Origin of the sequence: Sphingopyxis sp. (assembly GCF_036261875.1) — a bacterium.
GTDB lineage: Bacteria > Pseudomonadota > Alphaproteobacteria > Sphingomonadales > Sphingomonadaceae > Sphingopyxis.
This window is the reverse complement of sequence record NZ_DATAJZ010000039.1, coordinates 102,103-119,663: the sequence shown is the minus strand read 5'-3', so window position 1 is coordinate 119,663 and position 17,561 is coordinate 102,103. Positions and strand designations below refer to the sequence as shown.

Annotated in this window: 20 protein-coding genes; 12 read left to right on the top strand and 8 right to left on the bottom strand. The window is 63.2% G+C overall.

Annotated elements, in window-relative coordinates; genetic code table 11:
* Positions 1-56 precede the first annotated feature (56 nt).
* The 3 genes from VHO04_RS17200 to VHO04_RS17190 form a co-directional block, all read right to left on the bottom strand.
* Positions 57-380, bottom strand: coding sequence for a hypothetical protein (locus VHO04_RS17200; RefSeq protein WP_293644735.1), 324 nt, complete (start codon positions 378-380; stop codon positions 57-59).
* 8 nt (positions 381-388) lie between these two features.
* Positions 389-748 (bottom strand): hypothetical protein, encoded by a 360-nt coding sequence (locus VHO04_RS17195; RefSeq protein WP_293644733.1) that lies wholly within the window; start codon positions 746-748, stop codon positions 389-391.
* 87 nt (positions 749-835) lie between these two features.
* On the bottom strand, positions 836-1,255 hold the full coding sequence (locus VHO04_RS17190; protein ID WP_293644731.1) for a MerR family transcriptional regulator: 420 nt from the start codon (positions 1,253-1,255) through the stop codon (positions 836-838).
* A 74-nt stretch (positions 1,256-1,329) separates the two neighbouring features.
* Between VHO04_RS17190 and VHO04_RS17185 the strand changes: the two genes are divergently transcribed.
* Together VHO04_RS17185 and VHO04_RS17180 are read left to right on the top strand one after the other, a co-directional pair.
* A complete protein-coding gene (locus VHO04_RS17185) occupies positions 1,330-1,689 on the top strand; it encodes a mercuric reductase (protein WP_293644729.1) in 360 nt (119 codons plus the stop codon).
* Positions 1,682-1,906, top strand: a complete 225-nt coding sequence (locus VHO04_RS17180) for a GDCCVxC domain-containing (seleno)protein (protein ID WP_293644727.1) — start codon at positions 1,682-1,684, stop codon at positions 1,904-1,906. Before VHO04_RS17185 ends, VHO04_RS17180 begins: the two co-directional genes overlap by 8 nt.
* Before the next feature lie 131 nt (positions 1,907-2,037).
* Here the strand turns inward: VHO04_RS17180 and VHO04_RS17175 are convergent, their stop codons facing one another.
* From VHO04_RS17175 to copC, 4 genes are all read right to left on the bottom strand, one after another.
* Positions 2,038-2,496, bottom strand: coding sequence for a YybH family protein (locus VHO04_RS17175; RefSeq protein ID WP_293644725.1), 459 nt, complete (start codon positions 2,494-2,496; stop codon positions 2,038-2,040).
* 53 nt (positions 2,497-2,549) lie between these two features.
* A complete protein-coding gene (locus tag VHO04_RS17170; protein WP_293644723.1) occupies positions 2,550-4,880 on the bottom strand; it encodes a heavy metal translocating P-type ATPase in 2,331 nt (776 codons plus the stop codon).
* Positions 4,881-5,142: 262 nt separating this feature from the next.
* Complete coding sequence (gene copD / locus VHO04_RS17165) at positions 5,143-6,093, bottom strand: copper homeostasis membrane protein CopD (protein ID WP_293644721.1); 951 nt, start codon at positions 6,091-6,093, stop codon at positions 5,143-5,145.
* A gap of 4 nt (positions 6,094-6,097) precedes the next feature.
* Positions 6,098-6,481, bottom strand: a complete 384-nt coding sequence (gene copC / locus VHO04_RS17160; RefSeq protein ID WP_293644719.1) for a copper homeostasis periplasmic binding protein CopC — start codon at positions 6,479-6,481, stop codon at positions 6,098-6,100.
* 144 nt (positions 6,482-6,625) lie between these two features.
* Here copC and VHO04_RS17155 point away from each other — a divergent pair, with 144 nt between their 5' ends.
* The 10 genes from VHO04_RS17155 (at position 6,626) to VHO04_RS17110 (ending at position 16,689) form a co-directional block, all read left to right on the top strand.
* Positions 6,626-6,892, top strand: coding sequence for a hypothetical protein (locus VHO04_RS17155; RefSeq protein ID WP_293644717.1), 267 nt, complete (start codon positions 6,626-6,628; stop codon positions 6,890-6,892).
* Between the two features lie 2 nt (positions 6,893-6,894).
* On the top strand, positions 6,895-7,332 hold the full coding sequence (locus tag VHO04_RS17150) for a periplasmic heavy metal sensor (RefSeq protein WP_329629440.1): 438 nt from the start codon (positions 6,895-6,897) through the stop codon (positions 7,330-7,332).
* Entirely contained in the window at positions 7,329-7,913 is a 585-nt protein-coding gene (locus VHO04_RS17145) for an RNA polymerase sigma factor (protein WP_293644713.1), read from the top strand. Before VHO04_RS17150 ends, VHO04_RS17145 begins: the two co-directional genes overlap by 4 nt.
* Positions 7,914-8,025: 112 nt before the next feature.
* A complete protein-coding gene (locus tag VHO04_RS17140; protein WP_293644711.1) occupies positions 8,026-9,876 on the top strand; it encodes a copper resistance system multicopper oxidase in 1,851 nt (616 codons plus the stop codon).
* A complete protein-coding gene (locus VHO04_RS17135; RefSeq protein ID WP_293644709.1) occupies positions 9,873-11,078 on the top strand; it encodes a copper resistance protein B in 1,206 nt (401 codons plus the stop codon). Before VHO04_RS17140 ends, VHO04_RS17135 begins: the two co-directional genes overlap by 4 nt.
* Before the next feature lie 37 nt (positions 11,079-11,115).
* Positions 11,116-11,559: a DUF305 domain-containing protein gene (locus VHO04_RS17130; RefSeq protein ID WP_293644707.1), complete on the top strand. Its 444-nt coding sequence runs from the start codon at positions 11,116-11,118 to the stop codon at positions 11,557-11,559.
* Between the two features lies 1 nt (position 11,560).
* Positions 11,561-12,085 (top strand): DUF411 domain-containing protein, encoded by a 525-nt coding sequence (locus tag VHO04_RS17125; RefSeq protein WP_293644705.1) that lies wholly within the window; start codon positions 11,561-11,563, stop codon positions 12,083-12,085.
* A 455-nt stretch (positions 12,086-12,540) separates the two neighbouring features.
* Positions 12,541-15,243, top strand: coding sequence for a TonB-dependent receptor domain-containing protein (locus VHO04_RS17120; RefSeq protein WP_293644703.1), 2,703 nt, complete (start codon positions 12,541-12,543; stop codon positions 15,241-15,243).
* 10 nt (positions 15,244-15,253) lie between these two features.
* Complete coding sequence (locus VHO04_RS17115) at positions 15,254-15,958, top strand: PepSY domain-containing protein (RefSeq protein ID WP_293644701.1); 705 nt, start codon at positions 15,254-15,256, stop codon at positions 15,956-15,958.
* A complete protein-coding gene (locus tag VHO04_RS17110) occupies positions 15,955-16,689 on the top strand; it encodes a PepSY domain-containing protein (protein WP_293644699.1) in 735 nt (244 codons plus the stop codon). The genes VHO04_RS17115 and VHO04_RS17110 overlap by 4 nt, the downstream gene beginning before the upstream one ends.
* Positions 16,690-16,699: 10 nt before the next feature.
* Here VHO04_RS17110 and hutC read toward each other — a convergent pair whose 3' ends face one another.
* Complete coding sequence (hutC, locus tag VHO04_RS17105) at positions 16,700-17,500, bottom strand: histidine utilization repressor (protein WP_329629439.1); 801 nt, start codon at positions 17,498-17,500, stop codon at positions 16,700-16,702.
* Positions 17,501-17,561: the final 61 nt, after the last annotated feature.

Below are 17,561 nucleotides of genomic sequence, written 5' to 3'. Positions count from 1 at the left end.
CCTCTTCGGGCGTAGGCAGGTCCGCCCCCGACGCCTGCGCCGGGGGCGGCACACCGTCAGCCCTTCGCGGGCATCATATGACGAGCGGACATCGACTTCATGCAGTCGGCCGCATCGGACTCCATCATTGCGCAGTCGCAATGCGCCATCTGCGAAGCCCCGTCCTTCACCCAGACGCGCGTGCGCGGGGTGATGTTCGACTTGTTCGGTCCGGGAACGTAGCGCTCCTGCCATTCATAATGACCGCCGGTCTTCTCTTGGGCGAAGGACGGCGCGGCAAAAGCGGTGGCCGCAAGGACTGCGGCAGCAAATATCATTCTCATGGTGAATTCCTCGATTGAAAAGCTTGGAATTGCGCGGCGGAACAGGCCGGCGCGCAAAATGCAGTTCAAGCGAGGACTAGCGGTGGCTCTGGCTCGGGACCGACGCTGCGTCCAACCAGCCGCTGCACGGCAAGCGGATCGACCAGTTCGCGCCGATGACCGGCAACGGCAAGCGGCGCGGCGGGCGTGACGACCGCCAGCGGAATGGCGCAGCCCATCTTGGCGATGCAGTCGAGCGTCATTCCCTTGCACGGCTGATCGGGCTGCGAAGTGTCGACGCCCATCATCTCCGCACATTCGTCGCTCATCTGCGATGCCGTCGCGACGGTGTTTTGCATCGCCGGCGCGGACGCAAAGGCCACTTCCTGGGCCATAAGGCCCATCAATGCGCCCAGAATGAGCAAGAGGGAAAGCAAGCGCTTCACGATTGAAGAGTGGACCTTGTCAAAACTGCCGTCAACGAGAATAGCTACGTGCGTCCTCGCCTTTGTTCGCGAATGGGTCAACCAAGGTTACACAGACATCCGCATTTCGGTGCCCAGCGCGTCGAGGAGCGGGCATCCCGGGTCCAGACCGGCATCGCAGGCTCGCACGGAATCGGTCAGAACCCGTTCCATTCGCTTGAGGTCCGCGATCCGAGCGCGCACGTCCGTCAGGTGCGCCGCCGCGAGGGCTCGCACGTCAGCGCAACCGCCTTCGCCGCCTACCGCGAGTCCGAGCAACGCGCGCACCTCGTCCAGCGTGAATCCCAGCTCCCGCGCGCGGCGCACGAAGCCGAGGCGAGCCACGTCCTCCCGCGCGTAACTGCGATAGCGGCCCCGGCGCTGCGGTATCGGCAGCAGTCCGATACGCTCATAATAGCGGATCGTCTCGATGTTGCAGCCGGTACGCCGCGAGAGTTCGCCGATCTGGATCGCGCCGGTCATCGCCATCGCCAAATTACCTCTTGAGTCTGTAGCAGCTACAGATGCTACGGTGGGTCAATGGTCGTCACAAGGAGTTTCCCATGACCCAGACATCAAGACCGCCCAAGGGGATCGGCACCGCTACCTTCACGCTGGCGGGGATCGCTGCCGCCTTCGGTGTCGCTGCCTGCTGCGCGCTGCCGTTTCTCCTCGCATCGGTCGGGCTCGGCGCGGCGTGGCTCGGCGGCGTGGCCGTCGTTGCCGCGCCATATCGCACACCGCTGCTGACGATAGGTGCCTTGTGCCTCATTGCCGGAGCTGTGTTGCTGACCCGCCAGCAGCTGATCGCGGCGCGCTGCGGCGCGGGCGGCATTTGCACGCCGCGCTGGATGCGCATTGTCACGCTCGTGGGTCTGATCCTCGGTGCGGCGCTGCTATGGGCGGGTTACACCTATGTCTGACGCGGCTCCGCAACTGCTCTCGACTCTAACCTGTCCGCACTGCGGTCACCAGTCGACCGAAACAATGCCGACCGACGCCTGTCAGTATTTTTATGATTGCCGGGGCTGCAGCACTGTTCTCAAGCCCAAGCGAGGCGACTGCTGCGTCTTTTGCTCATTTGGAGACGTGCCTTGCCCACCGATTCAGGAAAGCGGCGCGGGAGCCTGCTGCGGGTAAGGGCAGCCGAGGCCTGAGACTGACCCGCCGAAGCCGTACAGCCCGATGATGGCAAGAACCCTAAACTGGCCCATCTTTGTCGCCTTCGAGCAGGTCTCGGCTTTCCTTCGCGCATGCGCTGCGCCGCCTGGCTAAGCCTTGGGCTTGCGTGACGAGCTGTGCAGGCTGATGATCTGCCATTTGCCGCGCGTCCATTTGAGGACGCTTGTCGCGACGCCATCGCGCGCGACGGTCTCGCCGCTCGGAAGGACGATCGTGTAGGAATAAGTCTCGGTTGCGATCGCGACATCGCCTTCGCCGCGCACCGAAACCTTATAGTCCCGAAAAACGAAAAACTTGAAGGCCTTGAGCTCGGGCGCGAGGTGGTGGTCGCGATAATGCGCAAAATTCCCTTCGATGCCGCCCGACTCGAATATCTGGGCGTCTGACGCGAACAAGGCTTCGGTGCCCGACAGGTCGAGGCTCTCGATCGCGTGCTTATATTGCGCCAGGGTCGCCGTCGCTGCTTGATAATCCGGGGTTGGCGCCGCGTGGACGGGAACCGCGATGACCAGCGCCAGTCCGATCACTGCCTGGGTAATATGTCTCATCCTAATTCTCCCCTTCTGTGCTTTGTCAGCATCCGTTCGCCGCGATGCTTCGGTCAGATTTTTACGAACCGCAGCCGCAGCGAATTGGCGATGACGCTGACTGACGAAAGTGCCATCGCGGCGGCGGCGATGATCGGCGACAGCAGCAGCCCGAAGACCGGGTAGAGCACGCCTGCTGCCACCGGAATTCCAGCGACATTATAGGCGAAGGCGAAGAAGAGGTTCTGGCGGATATTGGCCATCGTCGCATGGCTGAGGTGGCGCGCCCGGACAATGCCCAGAAGGTCGCCGCGCAGCAGCGTCACGCCTGCGCTTTCGATGGCGACATCGGTTCCCGAGCCCATCGCGATGCCGACGTCGGCGGCGGCCAGCGCCGGGGCGTCGTTGACCCCGTCTCCCGCCATGGCGACGATCCGTCCCTGCTCGCGCAGCCGCTGGACAACCGCGCTTTTCTGATCGGGGAGGACATCAGCCTCGACATCGTCGATGCCGAGCCGCCGGGCGATCGCCTCGGCGGTGACACGGTTGTCACCGGTCAGCATGATGACCCTTATTCCGGCCTCGCGCAGCGCCGCGAGTGCCTCGCCCGTGGTCGCCTTGACCGGATCGGCGATGGCGAAGACGCCGGCCGCCTTGCCATTGACCGCAATATAGATCGCCGTCGCGCCATCGGCGCGCAGCCGGTCGGCCGCTTCGGCAAGCGCCCGCAAATCGACGTCATATTCTTCGAGAAAGCTCGCATTGCCGAGGACGATCGCCTTGTCGTCGACGATCCCGACGATGCCCTTGCCGACCGGCTGGTCGACCCCTGAAGGTTCGACGAGCGCGAGGCCCCGGTCTTCGGCCGCCTTGACGATGGCCGCCGCCAGCGGATGCTCGCTGCTCCGCTCGAGGCTTGCGCCGATCCGGAGCAGATCCTGCTCTTCGAAACCATCGGCGACTTCGACAGCGATGACCGATGGCTTGCCCTCGGTGAGGGTCCCGGTCTTGTCGACGACGAGGGTGTCGACCTTTTCCATCCGCTCGAGCGCCTCGGCATTCTTGATCAGGACGCCGATTTCGGCGCCGCGGCCCACGCCGACCATGATCGACATCGGCGTCGCGAGCCCGAGCGCGCAGGGGCAGGCGATGATGAGCACCGAGACGGCGGCGATCAGGCCATAGGCCATGGCGGGAGTAGGACCAAAAAGCGACCATATGACGAAGGCGGCGATGGCGACAAGGATGACGCCCGGAACGAACCAGCCCGACACGGTATCCGCGAGACGCTGGATCGGCGCCCGGCTGCGCTGTGCGTCGGCGACCATCTGGACGATACGGGCGAGCATCGTGTCGCGCCCAACCTTTTCGCTGCGCATGAGCAGGCCGCCGGTCTGGTTGATCGTGCCGCCGATGAGGGCGGAGCCGGCGTCCTTGGTGACCGGCATTGACTCGCCGGTGACCATGGACTCGTCGACCGTGCCGCGCCCTTCGAGTACGGTCCCATCGACGGGGACCTTCTCGCCCGGCCGAACCCTCAGCGTGTCGCCGACCGCGACATCGTCGAGCGCGATCTCCTCGTCGCTCCCGTCGTCGCGAACCCGCCTGGCGAGCTTCGGCGTCAGGTCGAGGAGCGCACGGATCGCACCGCTCGTCGTCTCGCGGGCTCTGAGTTCGAGTACCTGCCCAAGCAGCACCAGCACCGTGATGACCGCAGCCGCCTCGAAATAGACCGCGACCGAGCCGTCGGCGGCGCGGAAGGCAGCCGGGAAGATTTGCGGAGCGGTCGCCGCGATCATGCTGTAGCCCCAGGCGACGCCCGTTCCCATCGCGATGAGGGTGAACATGTTGAGGCTCTTGTTGCGGATCGAAAGCCAGGCGCGCTCGAAAAAGGGCCAGCCCGCCCATAGTACGACGGGGGTCGCGAGCAGCATCTGGACCCAGTTGCTCGTCTGGCGGCCGACATATTCGTGGAGTCCCGTCAAATGACCGCCCATTTCGAGCGCGACGACGGGAAGGGCGAGAAGGAGCCCGATCCAGAAACGTCGCCGCATGTCGCGATATTCTTCGCTGGGGCCGTCTGATCCGGACGGCAGGACGGGCTCAAGAGCCATGCCGCAGATCGGGCAGCTTCCGGGGCCGGGACGCTGGATCTCGGGATGCATCGGGCAGGTCCAGATGGCATCCGCGGGTGCATCTCCTGCGACGGGCGCGCCTTGTGCAGTATAGCGATCGGGATCAGCTTCGAATTTGGCGAGGCAGCCTGCGCTGCAGAAATAATGATGTTCGCCGCCATGCGTCGCGATGTGCGTCGTGGTAGTCGGGTCGACCGACATGCCGCAGACCGGGTCTGTCACGCCGTCTTTCACTGCCTCAAGATGATCGCGCACCACATTGTCTCCCATCGGAATATCGAGGAGACCCTAAGGCCACCCTCAAGTTCAGCTGCCCGTCTTTTTCTGCCCCTCCGCTTGTTCGCGCCGCAAACTAGGCTCCTCTTGTCGATACGCACGGGACGCGGACGCCCCTCATTTCACCAGGCGACCAGATCACCCCGGCCGCCCAGCAAAAATTCCGCGGGAGCTGGAGCCATCGAGTGGCGGTCTGCAACGAACTGTAGCATGTCTTTCCCCGGAGCTGGCCATTCCGATGCCTTGGGACGAGAGGTCAGGTGCCGCCGGCGGGAACAAGGGGGTCTAGCGTGCCGAACCACGCGACAAGCGCAAGGATCAGAATGGCAGCGGTCGCCTCCAAAGCCAGGCTCTTTCGCATTGCTGCAAGTATCTGGTCAGGATCGGGTTCGCTGCCGGCGATCGCCGCGCTGAGCGCGGGTGTCAGGCGCCAGCGGTTGACAGCCGCGAGTGCCAGCATCGTTCCGAAAAGCACAAGCTTCGCGAGGAGCAACTGCCCATAGGGGGAGCCGAGCGACTGCCCGAGATTGGCGGCGCCGACGATCAGCTGGCCGTTGACGAGCCCGGTCGCGGCGATGATCAGAACGCAGATCGTGCCCACGACCGAAAATTGATCGAGGCTTCGCGCCACCGTTTGGAGTCCGTCGGGGCTTTCGCGGACGCGCTGCGGCGCGATCAACAAGAGGAAGGCTCCGATCGCGCCGATCCAGACCGCGGCTGCGATCATATGCAAACTGTCGCTGATTCGGTGGACGGTGCCCGCCGCGCCCTCGGTCGCGCCTGCGTGGCCGGACCAGACCAATGTCGCGATGGCGAGCGAACCCGAGACCGCGATCGTGGCGGCGGCAGCGGATGGCCACCGCGTCATCCAGAGTGCCGCCGCCAGCGCGACCAGAAGGGCGCCGATCCGCACCATCCAGCCCCAGCCAACGTCGGTCTCGCGAACGAGATCCCAGAAGGGTTGAAATTCCAGCGAAAAGAGGCTCACGCCTTGCATGGAAGCCGCGAGCGCAGCCATTCCGAAGGCGGAAAGCAACAGTCCTGCGACACCGAGCCATCGCTCGGTGCGCCAGATCGCGGCCATCGGCTGCGGCGAATGGCGTTCGCTTCGATTTAGCGCGTACAGCGGGAACGCAGCGAGGCCGGCGATGAGCATCAGGTCCGCATAAAGCGCGAACCTGATGCCGATCAGGACTGCGTCGCCCACCGCCCTACTTCACGGTAAAGCTGAACTCGCTGCCCATGCGGTGCGTGTCGGCACCCGCTGCCGACCATTTCACCTTATAGGTTCCAGGCGTGAGCGGACGCTTGGCCATGAGCGTCATCGACTTGCCGTCTTTTCCCATCGCCGACGAATAGGGAATCTTCATCGGGGCGTGATTGGCCATGCCCGGCATTCCCGTCATGACGAGTTCGGTCTTGACCGTCGACGCGATAACCTTTTCGTTGAATTTCAGGTCGATCTTGGTCACCTTCGAAACGGTCGAATTGGCAGCGGGCGTCGAGCCGACGAGCTTGGTGTGCGCGTCGGCCGCGACCGGTGCGAGAAGCAGCGCGACAGCTGCTGCGGCTGAGGGGAGAATGGACTTGAACATAAAGACCTCCAATAGCGTGTCTGTCCTGCTAATACGCAATCGGCCGGCCTAACCCTCATGCTATCCGGATGAATATTGGCGGCGTGAGGGATAATCGCCGTTCGCGCGTATGATCAATGTAAGAAGTTTTGGCGAGTTGGGTCGATGGACGAAGAGCTGCACATTTTGAACCGGATCGGCCTGCCTGCCGGGCTGGACGCGCTTGACGATCGCATCATCGGCGCTCTGTCGGTTCGTCGACGCGAATCGATGGCGACGCGCCGCCTCATGGCGCTCGCTGCCTTTGTGTCGCTCGGCGTGGGGATCATTGCCGGAAGCGCCATTTCCGAACCCGCTGTCGCGGCCAGTCCGCTGAGCCCGTTCGGGCCAGCGAGCGCGCTGGCGCCCTCGACCCTGCTGGAGTCGCACTAGCCATGTCTTCGCGCCGTCTGCTTCTCGTAGGCCTTATCGCCTTCGCCGCGGCCGTTGCCGGCGTATTCGTGGGCCGGCTGGTGAGCGATGCGCCCAAGGCTAGTGAAACCGAACTTCATGCGCTCCTCCACGACCAACTCGATCTGACCCCGGCGCAGGATGCGAAAATCGACCGCATCGAGGCTGACTTTGCGCGCCGCCGCCGCGCGCTCGAACTCGAGATGCGCGCTTCAAATGTTCGGCTCGCGGAGGCGATTAAGGCCGAGCATGGCTATGGACCCCGGGTGACCGAGGCCATCGACCACACGCATGAAGTGATGGGGACGCTGCAAAAGGAAACGCTCGTACATCTTTTCGCCATGCGTGCGGTCCTCGATCGCGACCAAGCGAAAATGTTCGACGAAAGCGTGGTCAAGGCGCTGACCGCCGATGCGCGGTGAACCCCGGCCTTTCGCAAAGTAGCGACCAGGATCTGGCAGCCTATGCCCGCGCCGGGCGCGACGATGCCTATCGCGAATTGCTGAGCCGGTACAAGGCGCCGGTCTATCGACTGATCGTCAAGCATGTCGGCGACCCCGACGAGGCGCTCGATCTGACACAGGAAACCTTCCTTGCCGGCTTTTCTGCAATGAGCCGGTATGATGCGGACCGTCCCTTTCGCGTCTGGATTGCCCGCATCGCGATCAACAAATGCCGTGATTGGGCGCGCCGACGCAAGGTGCGCGCCTTCTTTTCGCGCGCCCTGCCCCTCGAAAGCGCGCACCATGTCGCCAGCGATATACCCTCACCCGACATGGAGGCGAGCGACCGGCTGGAGCTGGCCAGAGTTCGCGGCGCGATCGCGCAGTTGCCGCAAAATCTGCGCGAAGTCCTGCTCTTGCGCGGCATGGACGATGTGAGCCAGGCCGAAGCGGCGGCCATGCTGAATGTGAGCGAGAAAACCGTCGAAACCCGTCTCTATCGGGCGCGGATGCGGTTGAGGGACCTGCTGGCTGAATCGAGTAACCAGGCTCCGGCGTGACCTCGTGCCTGCCAGTCTCGAACGGCGCTCGGTCTATTAGGCATTTTGGTGAGGGGCGACCGCCGCGGCTGCGTATGGCTTTAGGAACAATCAGTAACGGTCGGGAAGAATGATGCAGATAGACAGGCGTCGATTTGTAAATGGTGCGTTGGGCGGCGGAGCGGCCGCTGCGATGGCCGCATGGTTCCCCGCTTGGGCCCAGTCGGGATCGACCGGGATCACCGCCCCCGTTCCAACCGTTTCGGGCAACGACATCACATTGCGTATCGCACGGCAGACGATGCGCATCGACGGCAAGCTGAGCCGCGCGATCGGCATCAACGGCACGGTCCCGGCGCCGCTGGTGCGCCTCACGGAAGGGCAGACGGCGAAGCTCACCGTCGTCAACGACCTCGACGAGGATAGCTCGATCCACTGGCATGGGCTGATCCTGCCGTTCCAGATGGACGGCGTACCCGGCGTCAGTTTTCCCGGCATCAAGCCGCGATCGACCTTCGTCTATGAATTTCCGGTCGTCCAGTCGGGCACCTATTGGTATCACAGCCATTCGGGGCTTCAGGAGCAACTCGGCCATTATGGGCCGATCGTCATCGATCCCGCCGGCGCCGATCCGATCGGTTACGATCGCGAGCATGTTGTGGTCCTGTCCGACCATAGCCAGATCTCGCCCGAGGCGATCTTCCGCAAGCTCAAGGTCAATCCCGGCCATTTCAATATGCAACGCCAGACCTTATCCGGCCTCCTGGCCGGCAAGGATCAGTCGCTTGCGGAGCGCATCGACTGGGGCAAGATGCGGATGGACCCGACCGACGTCGCCGACGTCAACGGCTCCACTTATACCTTCCTCGTCAACGGCCACGGGCCGCGCGACAACTGGACCGCGCTCTTCAATCCGGGCGAGCGCGTGCGGCTGCGGATCATCAACGCCTCGGCGATGACGATCTTCAATGTCCGTATTCCGGGCCTCAGAATGACGGTGGTGCAGGCCGACGGGCTCAATGTCGTGCCGACCGAGATCGACGAAATCCAGATCGCAGTCGCCGAAACCTACGATGTGATCGTGACCCCGGTCGAGGACCGTGCGTACACGCTCGTCGCCGAGGCTAACGACCGGTCGGGCATGGGCCGCGCGACGCTTGCGCCGCGCGTCGGCATGATCGCCGAGGTTCCGCCGCTGCGCGAACGGCCGCTCGCGACGATGAAGGACATGGGCATGGGCGACATGGACATGTCGGGCGGCTCGATGGCCGGGATGGACCATTCGGGCGGCAGCGATATGGGCGCGATGCCCATGTCCGCGAGCGAACCTGCCTGTTCGCCCGAACATGCCAAGATGGGTCATTGCACGCCGGCGGGCGACAGCGGCGCGATGCCGGGCATGGATCATGGATCGGGTGGCGGCATGCAGCACAGCATGCGCGACTTCAGCGTCGCGCCGCAGGTCAAGCGCGATCCCAGCGTCCAGACGATCTCGCCGATGCCGGTCGACCGGATGGGCGAGCCGGGGCAAGGGCTCGCGGATGTCGGACACAAGGTGCTGACCTACCATGATCTCGTCGCACTCGAGCGCAACCCCGACGTGCGCGCCGCCTCGCGCTCACTCGACATCCACCTCACCGGCAACATGGAGCGCTTCATGTGGTCGTTCGATGGTGTGAAGATGTCCGACCACCACGAGCCGATCCCGTTCATCGAAGGCGAACGGGTGCGGATCAACCTCATCAACGATTCGATGATGAGCCATCCGATCCACCTGCACGGCCATTTCTTCGAACTGGTTACAGGCAAGGGCGACCGCTCGCCGCGCAAGCATACCGTGCTCGTCCAGCCGGGCGGCACCGCGAGCTTCGACTTCACCGCCGACGCGCTCGGCGACTGGGCGTTCCACTGCCATCTCCTCTACCATATGCACGCCGGAATGATGCGCGTCGTCAGCGTCCGCCCGAAGGGAGACGGCGAATGACCCGGATCGCGCTCCTCCTTGCGGGCATCGCGCCGCTCGTTTTTGCTGTTCCCGCCGCGGGCCAGTCGATGGATCATTCGATGCACGGCGCGGCGCCCACCGCGACGCCCGCTCCCTCGTCAACGCCAGAGCCCAATGCGCCGCCTGCAACCGATACGGCAGGAGGTGGGTCGATGGAGCAGATGGACCATGGCGATATGCCGGGGACGGACAGCGAGCCCTCGGCCTCGACCTGCGCACCCGAACATGCGGCAATGGGCCATTGTACGCCCGAGGCGGAGGCTTCGGGCAAGGACGCTGCGGATATGGGCGCGATGGATCATGGCACGGCGGCGCCGACCGATCCGGATTGCCCCCCCGAACATGCCAAAATGGGCCATTGCACCCCGAAGGTTGCAGACCCCATGGCTTCGATGGAAGGCATGGCAGCCGGGAGCAGCGCCAGCGGCACCGACCTGCCGCCGGGCGACGCGGTCGCGCCCGCGCCGCCCGCAGACTGGTATGCCGATCGCATTTATCCCGAGGGCGAGATGGAGCATTCGCGTCACGAGATGATGAAGGAAAATGGGGCGCAGACCATCGCTTTCATCAGCTTCAATCTCGCCGAATATCAGGCGCGCAAGGGCCGCGACGGTTTCCGCTGGGACGGCGAGGCCTGGTATGGCGGCGACATCAACCGGCTCACCGTCAAGAGCGAGGGCGAAGGCGTGTTCGGCGAAGGTATCGAGAGTGCCGAAGTGCAGGCGCTCTACAGCCGGGCGATCGGACCCTATTTCAACGCGCAGGCGGGTATCAGGCAGGATCTCGGACCCGGTCCCGACCGCACCTATGCGACCATCGGTTTCGAGGGACTCGCGCCTTACTGGTTCGAAGTCGAGGGCGCGCTTTTCCTTTCGAACAAGGGCGACGTGCTCGCCCGTCTCGAAGGCTATTACGATCAGCGCATCACCCAGAAACTGATCCTCCAGCCCATGGCGGAAATGAATTTCGCCCTGCAGGACGTACCCGAGACCGGCGTCGGCTCAGGCCTCTCGGACGTAGAGCTAGGGCTTCGCCTTCGCTACGAGGTCGTGAAGGAGTTCGCGCCTTATGTGGGCGTTGAATGGGCGCGCAAGGTCGGCGACACAGCGCGCTTCGCGCGGGCCGCGGGCGAGGATCCGAGCGGAGTCAGCTTCGTGATGGGGGTGCGGGCCTGGTTCTAGAATTTTGCGGGGTGGCAGGACGTCGAGGAGAAATGCCATGAAACCAGCCTATCGCAGCCTCGCGCTGCAGACGATCGTCAGCGGCATCATCATGTATCTGGTGATGTTCGTCATGATCGACCGCCTCTCGAGCTTCTACAACAATCTCAACATGCTCTACATGACGCTGATGATGGTGGCGCCGATGGTCGTGCTGATGATCGTCGCGATGCCGGGCATGTTTCCGTCGAGGCGTCTCAATACGGTCCTGCTGCTCGGATCGGCAGTCGCCTTCTTCGGAAGCTTCGCGCTCATCCGGACGCAGACGACGATCGGCGACACCGCCTTCTTGCGTTCGATGATCCCGCATCATTCGGGCGCCATTCTCATGTGCGAACAGGCTTCTCTCAAGGATGCCGAAATACGCACCCTCTGCCGTGGCATCATCGCGGGGCAGGCAGCCGAAATCGAGCAGATGAAGTCCATTCTCGCGAGGAAATGACATGAAAAGTCCGATCACCCGGCGCCATCTTCTTGGCTTGGTTGCGGCCGGATCCGGGATGATGCTTGCGGGCTGCAATTCCTCCTCGCGGCCCGCGGCGGCGGAAGAGAAGAATGGCAACGCGCGCACACCGGTCGCCGATGCGGCGAAGAACAGGCAGATGCTCGTATACCGCGATCCCGAATGCGGATGCTGCGAAGCGTGGGCGGATATCGCGCGCAAGGCTGGCTATCAGGTGACCGTCGAAAACCGCGCGGACATGGCTGCGGTCAAGGCGCGACTTGGCGTGCCCGACCAGCTGGCGTCGTGCCACACGGCCGTCATCGGCGGCTACGCGATCGAGGGCCATGTGCCGATGCGGCATATCGCGAGACTCCTCCACGACAAGCCACGCGACATTCGCGGAATTGCCGTGCCCGGTATGCCGCGCGGCTCTCCGGGCATGGAAATGCCCGATGGCAGTACGGACGCTTTCGACGTGATGGCATTCGGCGGCGACGGCAAGATTTCTGTATTTCGCGCCTGACGTCGCGCCACGGCTGACGCGGACGCTGCTCCGATCGGCGGCATCTCCTCTCACGCGCCGCTGCCGTGGGCGCGCGGGCTTGCGCGCAGCGCCTCGCGTCAGCGTGAACCATCCGAAATGGCCATCAGCATGCGAAGTCCGGCCTCCCGCGATTCGCGCGTCGGGCTCCTATCGTTCGCAATGGCCGCGGCGCGGAAAGCCCCAATAGGCGAGAGCCGCTGTAATTTAATTACCAGAATTTGAGATATGACTACGCGCCGCAGGTGCGGGCTCGCTCCATAGGAAAAAAAATGTCTTGGACATGAGGGGTAGGTCTTTGGCGTGCGTATAAAGCATATCCGATGCGACCAAGCGATACGAATCTAACCTATTGAAGTTAGGCAATAATTTCTATTGACCTGTATATACATTTGATGCTCTCTGCGGTTCATCACGTAACCAAAAGGGGGTTTCGCATGTCGATCAAAAAGTCACTGCTCGCGAGCGCCGCGGTGGTCTCCACTATCGCAACGCCGGTCTTCGCGCAGGAAGGAGAGGCCCCCCGGCCCGCCGCGGAGGCTAGCGATGCGGGGAGCGATATCGTCGTCACCGGCTCGCGTATCCGGCGTCAGGATCTGGCCGGTGTCGGTCCCGCCACGGTCGTTTCGGCCGAGCAGATCGAGAACACCGGTCTGGTGAATATCGAGACGGTGCTTCAGCGCCTGCCCGCCAACGCCGGCTTTGCGGGCAACCAGACCTCGGCCTATTGGGCGAACAACGGCTATGGCACCGCGCAGGTCAACCTGCGCGGTCTCGGCATCAAGCGGACGCTCGTGTTGCTCAACGGTCGTCGCCTCGTCGCGGGCGGAACCGGGGCGAACTCGTCACCCGACCTCAACATGATCCCGGTCGTCGCGCTCGCGCGTACCGATGTGCTCAAGGACGGCGCCTCCGCGATCTATGGCGCCGACGCGATGGCGGGCGTTGTCAATCTCGTGACGCGGACCGACTATGAAGGTCTCGGCCTCAGCGTTCGCCAGGGCATCACCGAAAAGGGCGACGGATCGGATTTCACCGCGGACCTGATCTGGGGCATCCGCAACGACCGCGGCGGCTTCATGGCTGCGGTGACCTACCAAAAGACCAGCGCAGTCAACATGGCGACCCGCGCACCTTGCTCGCTTGCGGAAACCACCCCCGGCACACTTGGCTGCGTCAACAGCGCCTCGACGATCGGCGGCCGCGCGGTGCTGCCGAACGGCCAGCAGATCAATTTCAATCAGGTCCTCGGCGGCAACGGCAACTTTTTCGAGCCCTACAGCGCGGCGAAGCATAATTTCAACTCGAACCCATTCCTCAACGCGGTTAGCCCGGTCGAACGTGTCAGCACGGCCTTCTTCGCTGACTATGACCTGACCGACAATATCGAGGCGTTCGGCGAATTCCTTTATACCTTCCGCAAGTCGAACCAGATTGCGACGCCGGGCACGCTGCGCAATCTGTCGATCGCGGCGAGCAACCCGACCAATCCGACCGGGCAGAACATCGTCCTCATCCAGCGGCGTCTCGCCGAGCCGGGGCCGCGGCAATTCTTTCAGGAAACCGACACCTGGCAGGGCACCTTCGGCCTGCGCGGCAAGCTGTCGAATGACTGGGGCTGGGAAGTCGCGGGCGCCTTCGGACGCAACACCGCGGTCGATGGGTCCACCAACATCGCCAATCTCGAACGCGTCCGGAACACGATCAATACCGGTGTTTGTAGCCCGGCGCCTGGCGCGGCTATTCCGTGCGGAGACTATCTCGGGTTTGGCGACCTGACTCCGCAGGTGCTTGACTATATCCTCTTCACGTCGCGCGATCGCGGCGGCAACGAGCTCGCAACGGTCACCGCCGACCTCAACGGCGATCTGTTCAAGCTGCCCGCCGGGCCCGTCTCTTTCGCGGCCGGTGTCGTCTATCGCAAGGAAAAGGGCTGGCGCGATCCCGATCCGCTGACGGTGCTCGGCATTGCCAACACCAACCAGCAAAGCCCGATCTCGGGGACGAGCATCGCAAAGGAAGCCTATCTCGAGCTGTCGGTGCCGATCTTGGCCGATACGCCATTCTTCCAAGCGCTGACAGCGGGCGGCGCGGTCCGCTATTCAAACTATGATCTGTTCGGAAGCGACTGGAACTATAAGGCCAGCCTCGACTGGGTCATCAACGACAGCTTCCGTCTGCGCGGCACCTACGGCACCGGCTTTCGCATCCCGAATGTCCCCGAACTGTTCGGCGGCGTGTCAGAAGGCAATCTGACGACGACCGACCCCTGCTCGCGTTATTCGACAAGCGGCAATGCAGGGCTGATCGCCAACTGCCAGGCATCGGGCGTCCCGGCGAATTATGTTCAGCTCGGCACGACGATCCTGACGACTGTTGGCGGCAACGAGAATCTTCAGCCCGAAAGCTCGACGACCTGGACGGTGGGGACGGTCGTCTCGCCCAAGGGCCTTATCCCTGGCCTGTCGCTCACCGCCGACTGGTTCGACATCAAGATCAAGGATGCCATCCGCGCGATCCCCGGTTCGACGAAGCTCGCCATCTGTTACGCCAGCGCCAACCTGTCGCATCCCTTCTGCGACGACTTCACGCGCAGCCCGCTGACCGGCGAGGTCACCTTCCTTTCGGCGCAGCCGATCAACACCGGTCGCGAGGAGATGAACGGCCTCGATCTTGGCCTCGTCTATAACAATGACATCGGCAGCGTGAATGTCTCGCTCGACGTCAACCTGACCTACCTCAACAAATATGTCGTCCTGCCCTTTCCCGGCGGCGCGCCGATCGATTTTGACGGTTTCATCGGCGGCGGCAACGGCGGTTATCCGAAGTGGCGCGGCTATGGCGTCCTGACCGCCGAAAAGGACGGCGTCAGCGCGACCTGGTCGACGCAGTGGATCGGCAAGGCGACCGACTTCAACGCTTCGCCTGGAGAAATCGGCTACAGCACCCCCAACGTCTTCTATCACAATCTCCAGGTTGCGTTCGAGATCGACGAGAAGACGCGTTTCCAGGTCGGTGTCGACAATCTCTTCGACCGCAAGGCGCCCTACATCCAGAGCTTTACCGATGCGAACACCGACACGATGACCTATGATCTGCTTGGGCGCCGCTTCTATGTCGGCTTCCGGACGGCATTCTGAGGCTATCGTCATGGCTATCCGCTGGCCGTTGCTTGTACGGCGAACCCATAAATGGTTGGCCCTGGTGGTCGGCGTCCAGGCTTTGCTCTGGACGCTGACGGGCTTTTATATGGTAGTTGTCCATATCGACACCATACATGGCGACCATCTGGTGCGCGCGCCGGCGACCGAAGTTATCGACCTTGCCGGCCTTGCGCCGCCCTCGCGGATCGTGGCGGCCGCACCCGGCGTTTCGGAAATCCGCTTGCAGCGATTTTTCGGGTCCCCTGTTTGGCGCGCCGAGACGCCGGAAGGCGCGAAACTGTTCGATGCCCATTCAGGTGCGCCGCTGCCTGCCCTGACCGAGTCCCAGGTCCGGGCGCAGGCGCGGCGCATCTATACGGGCGAGGGCAAGATCGTTTCGGTGCGGCTGCTTACGAAGGCGCCTCAGGAAATGCAGTCGCGCAAACCGCCTTATTGGCAGGTCGAATTCGAAGGCTGGAACCGCCCGACGCTCTATCTGTCACCGCAGACGGGCGAACTCATCTCGCGCCGGCATGCACTCTGGCGCGTCTTCGACTTCGCCTGGATGCTCCACATTATGGATTATGACGAGCGGACCGACGTCAACAACCCGCTGCTCCGCGTCGCGACCTGGAGCGCCTTTGCCATGGCGGTGACCGGCGCCTGGCTGCTGATCTGGTCCTTCAAGCGCCGAAAGAAGAAGACGGCATGAAACGCATCCGGCTGACACCGCTCTTTTTCCGTCGCATCCACAAATGGGTCGGGCTTATCCTCGGACTCCAGTTCCTGCTCTGGGCCTTGAGCGGCTCGGTCATGGCGCTCCTCGACAAGGACAAGGTCGGCGGACACGGCGGCGGGATGTCGCATGCGCATCCTTTGCCGGCCGGCGAATATTTCGACGTCGCCGCCTTGCCGCGCAGCGAACCTGTCACGGGAATACTCTTGCGCGATCTCGGCGCCCGACCGGTTTATGAGCTTCGTACGACCAAGGGCGTCCGCCTCGTCGATGCCACAACCGGTAAGGACATGCGCGTCGATGAGGGCATGGCGCGCGAGGTCGCGTCGATGATGAACGAAGCGCCGATCCAGAAGGTCAGTATACTCGCCAAGGCGAACCTCGAAGCGCGCGATCATGACGGGGCGATGTGGCGCGTCGACTTTGCCGATGCCGAGAACAGCAGCGCCTATGTGTCGCTCGATACGGCGCGCTTTCTCGTGATGCGCGGCGATACCTGGCGGACATGGGACTTTTTCTGGATGCTTCACAATATGGATTATGTGAACCGGAAGAGCTTCAATCACCCGCTGATCATCTTCGTCGCCTTTGGCGCGCTATGGCTTTCCGGGACCGGCTTCTATCTGCTCTTCAAAAGCTTCAGCCGCGCCGATTTCCGCTGGTTGCGCCGGCGCCGCAAGCCTGTGGTGACCCGCAGCACAGCCTGACCACCGGTCGTCAATCGTCGATCGAAAAGGCGGCCGAGAGTTCGAAGCGCGAGCCGGGATGCGTCAGCCAGGCGTGGCTGACGAGGCGTGAGTGGCTCCACGTCCGGCGCGTCATCCGCAGCACCGGTTCGGCATCCGACAGCCCCAGCATGCCGTGCGTTCGCGCATCGGGCATCTCCGCGCGGACGCGGTGCTCGACCCGTTCGAGCGGCGCGGTTTGTGTCAGATATTCGTTCGGCGTCGTCTGCGTGAAGTCCATCTTTCCATAGTCGGGGGCGGCCGACGCGAGCACAAAGCGCTCTTCGAGCTGAATCGGGAATTCCGCTTCGTGATGGACGATGATCGAGTGGAACAATTTTGTCCCGACCGGCACTTCCAAAAGCGCCGCCATTTCGGCATTGGCCCGGATCTCGTCATTCTGCACGACACGGGCACGATAGACATGACCGCGCTCGCGTATCTCTTCCGCAATATTTCGGATTTCGATAATCTGGCCGATCGGTTTCGGCTCCGCAATAAACGACCCGCTACCGGCGCGGCGAACCAATATGCCCGCAGCCTGCAGCTCGCGGAGGGCTCGGTTCGCGGTCATGCGCGATACGTCGAACTGCTGCACCAGTTCAGCTTCCGAAGGAACACGGTCGCCGGGCTTTAAGTGGCCGTCCCGAACGGCGTCGCAAATGCTTTGCTTGATGGCCGCATAGCGTGGCGCAGCGCGGCTGTCCTTATCCTCGGCTTTGCCTGGCCGGGGACCGGCTGGTCTCTTTGAATTGTTTGAACCGCTTCCGGCTGTGCGAGGGCTGAAATCCATAACCCGTCTATACAGGTTGGTGCGGCGAAATTCCAAGCGGCTGAACGGGCGAAGGAAAAAA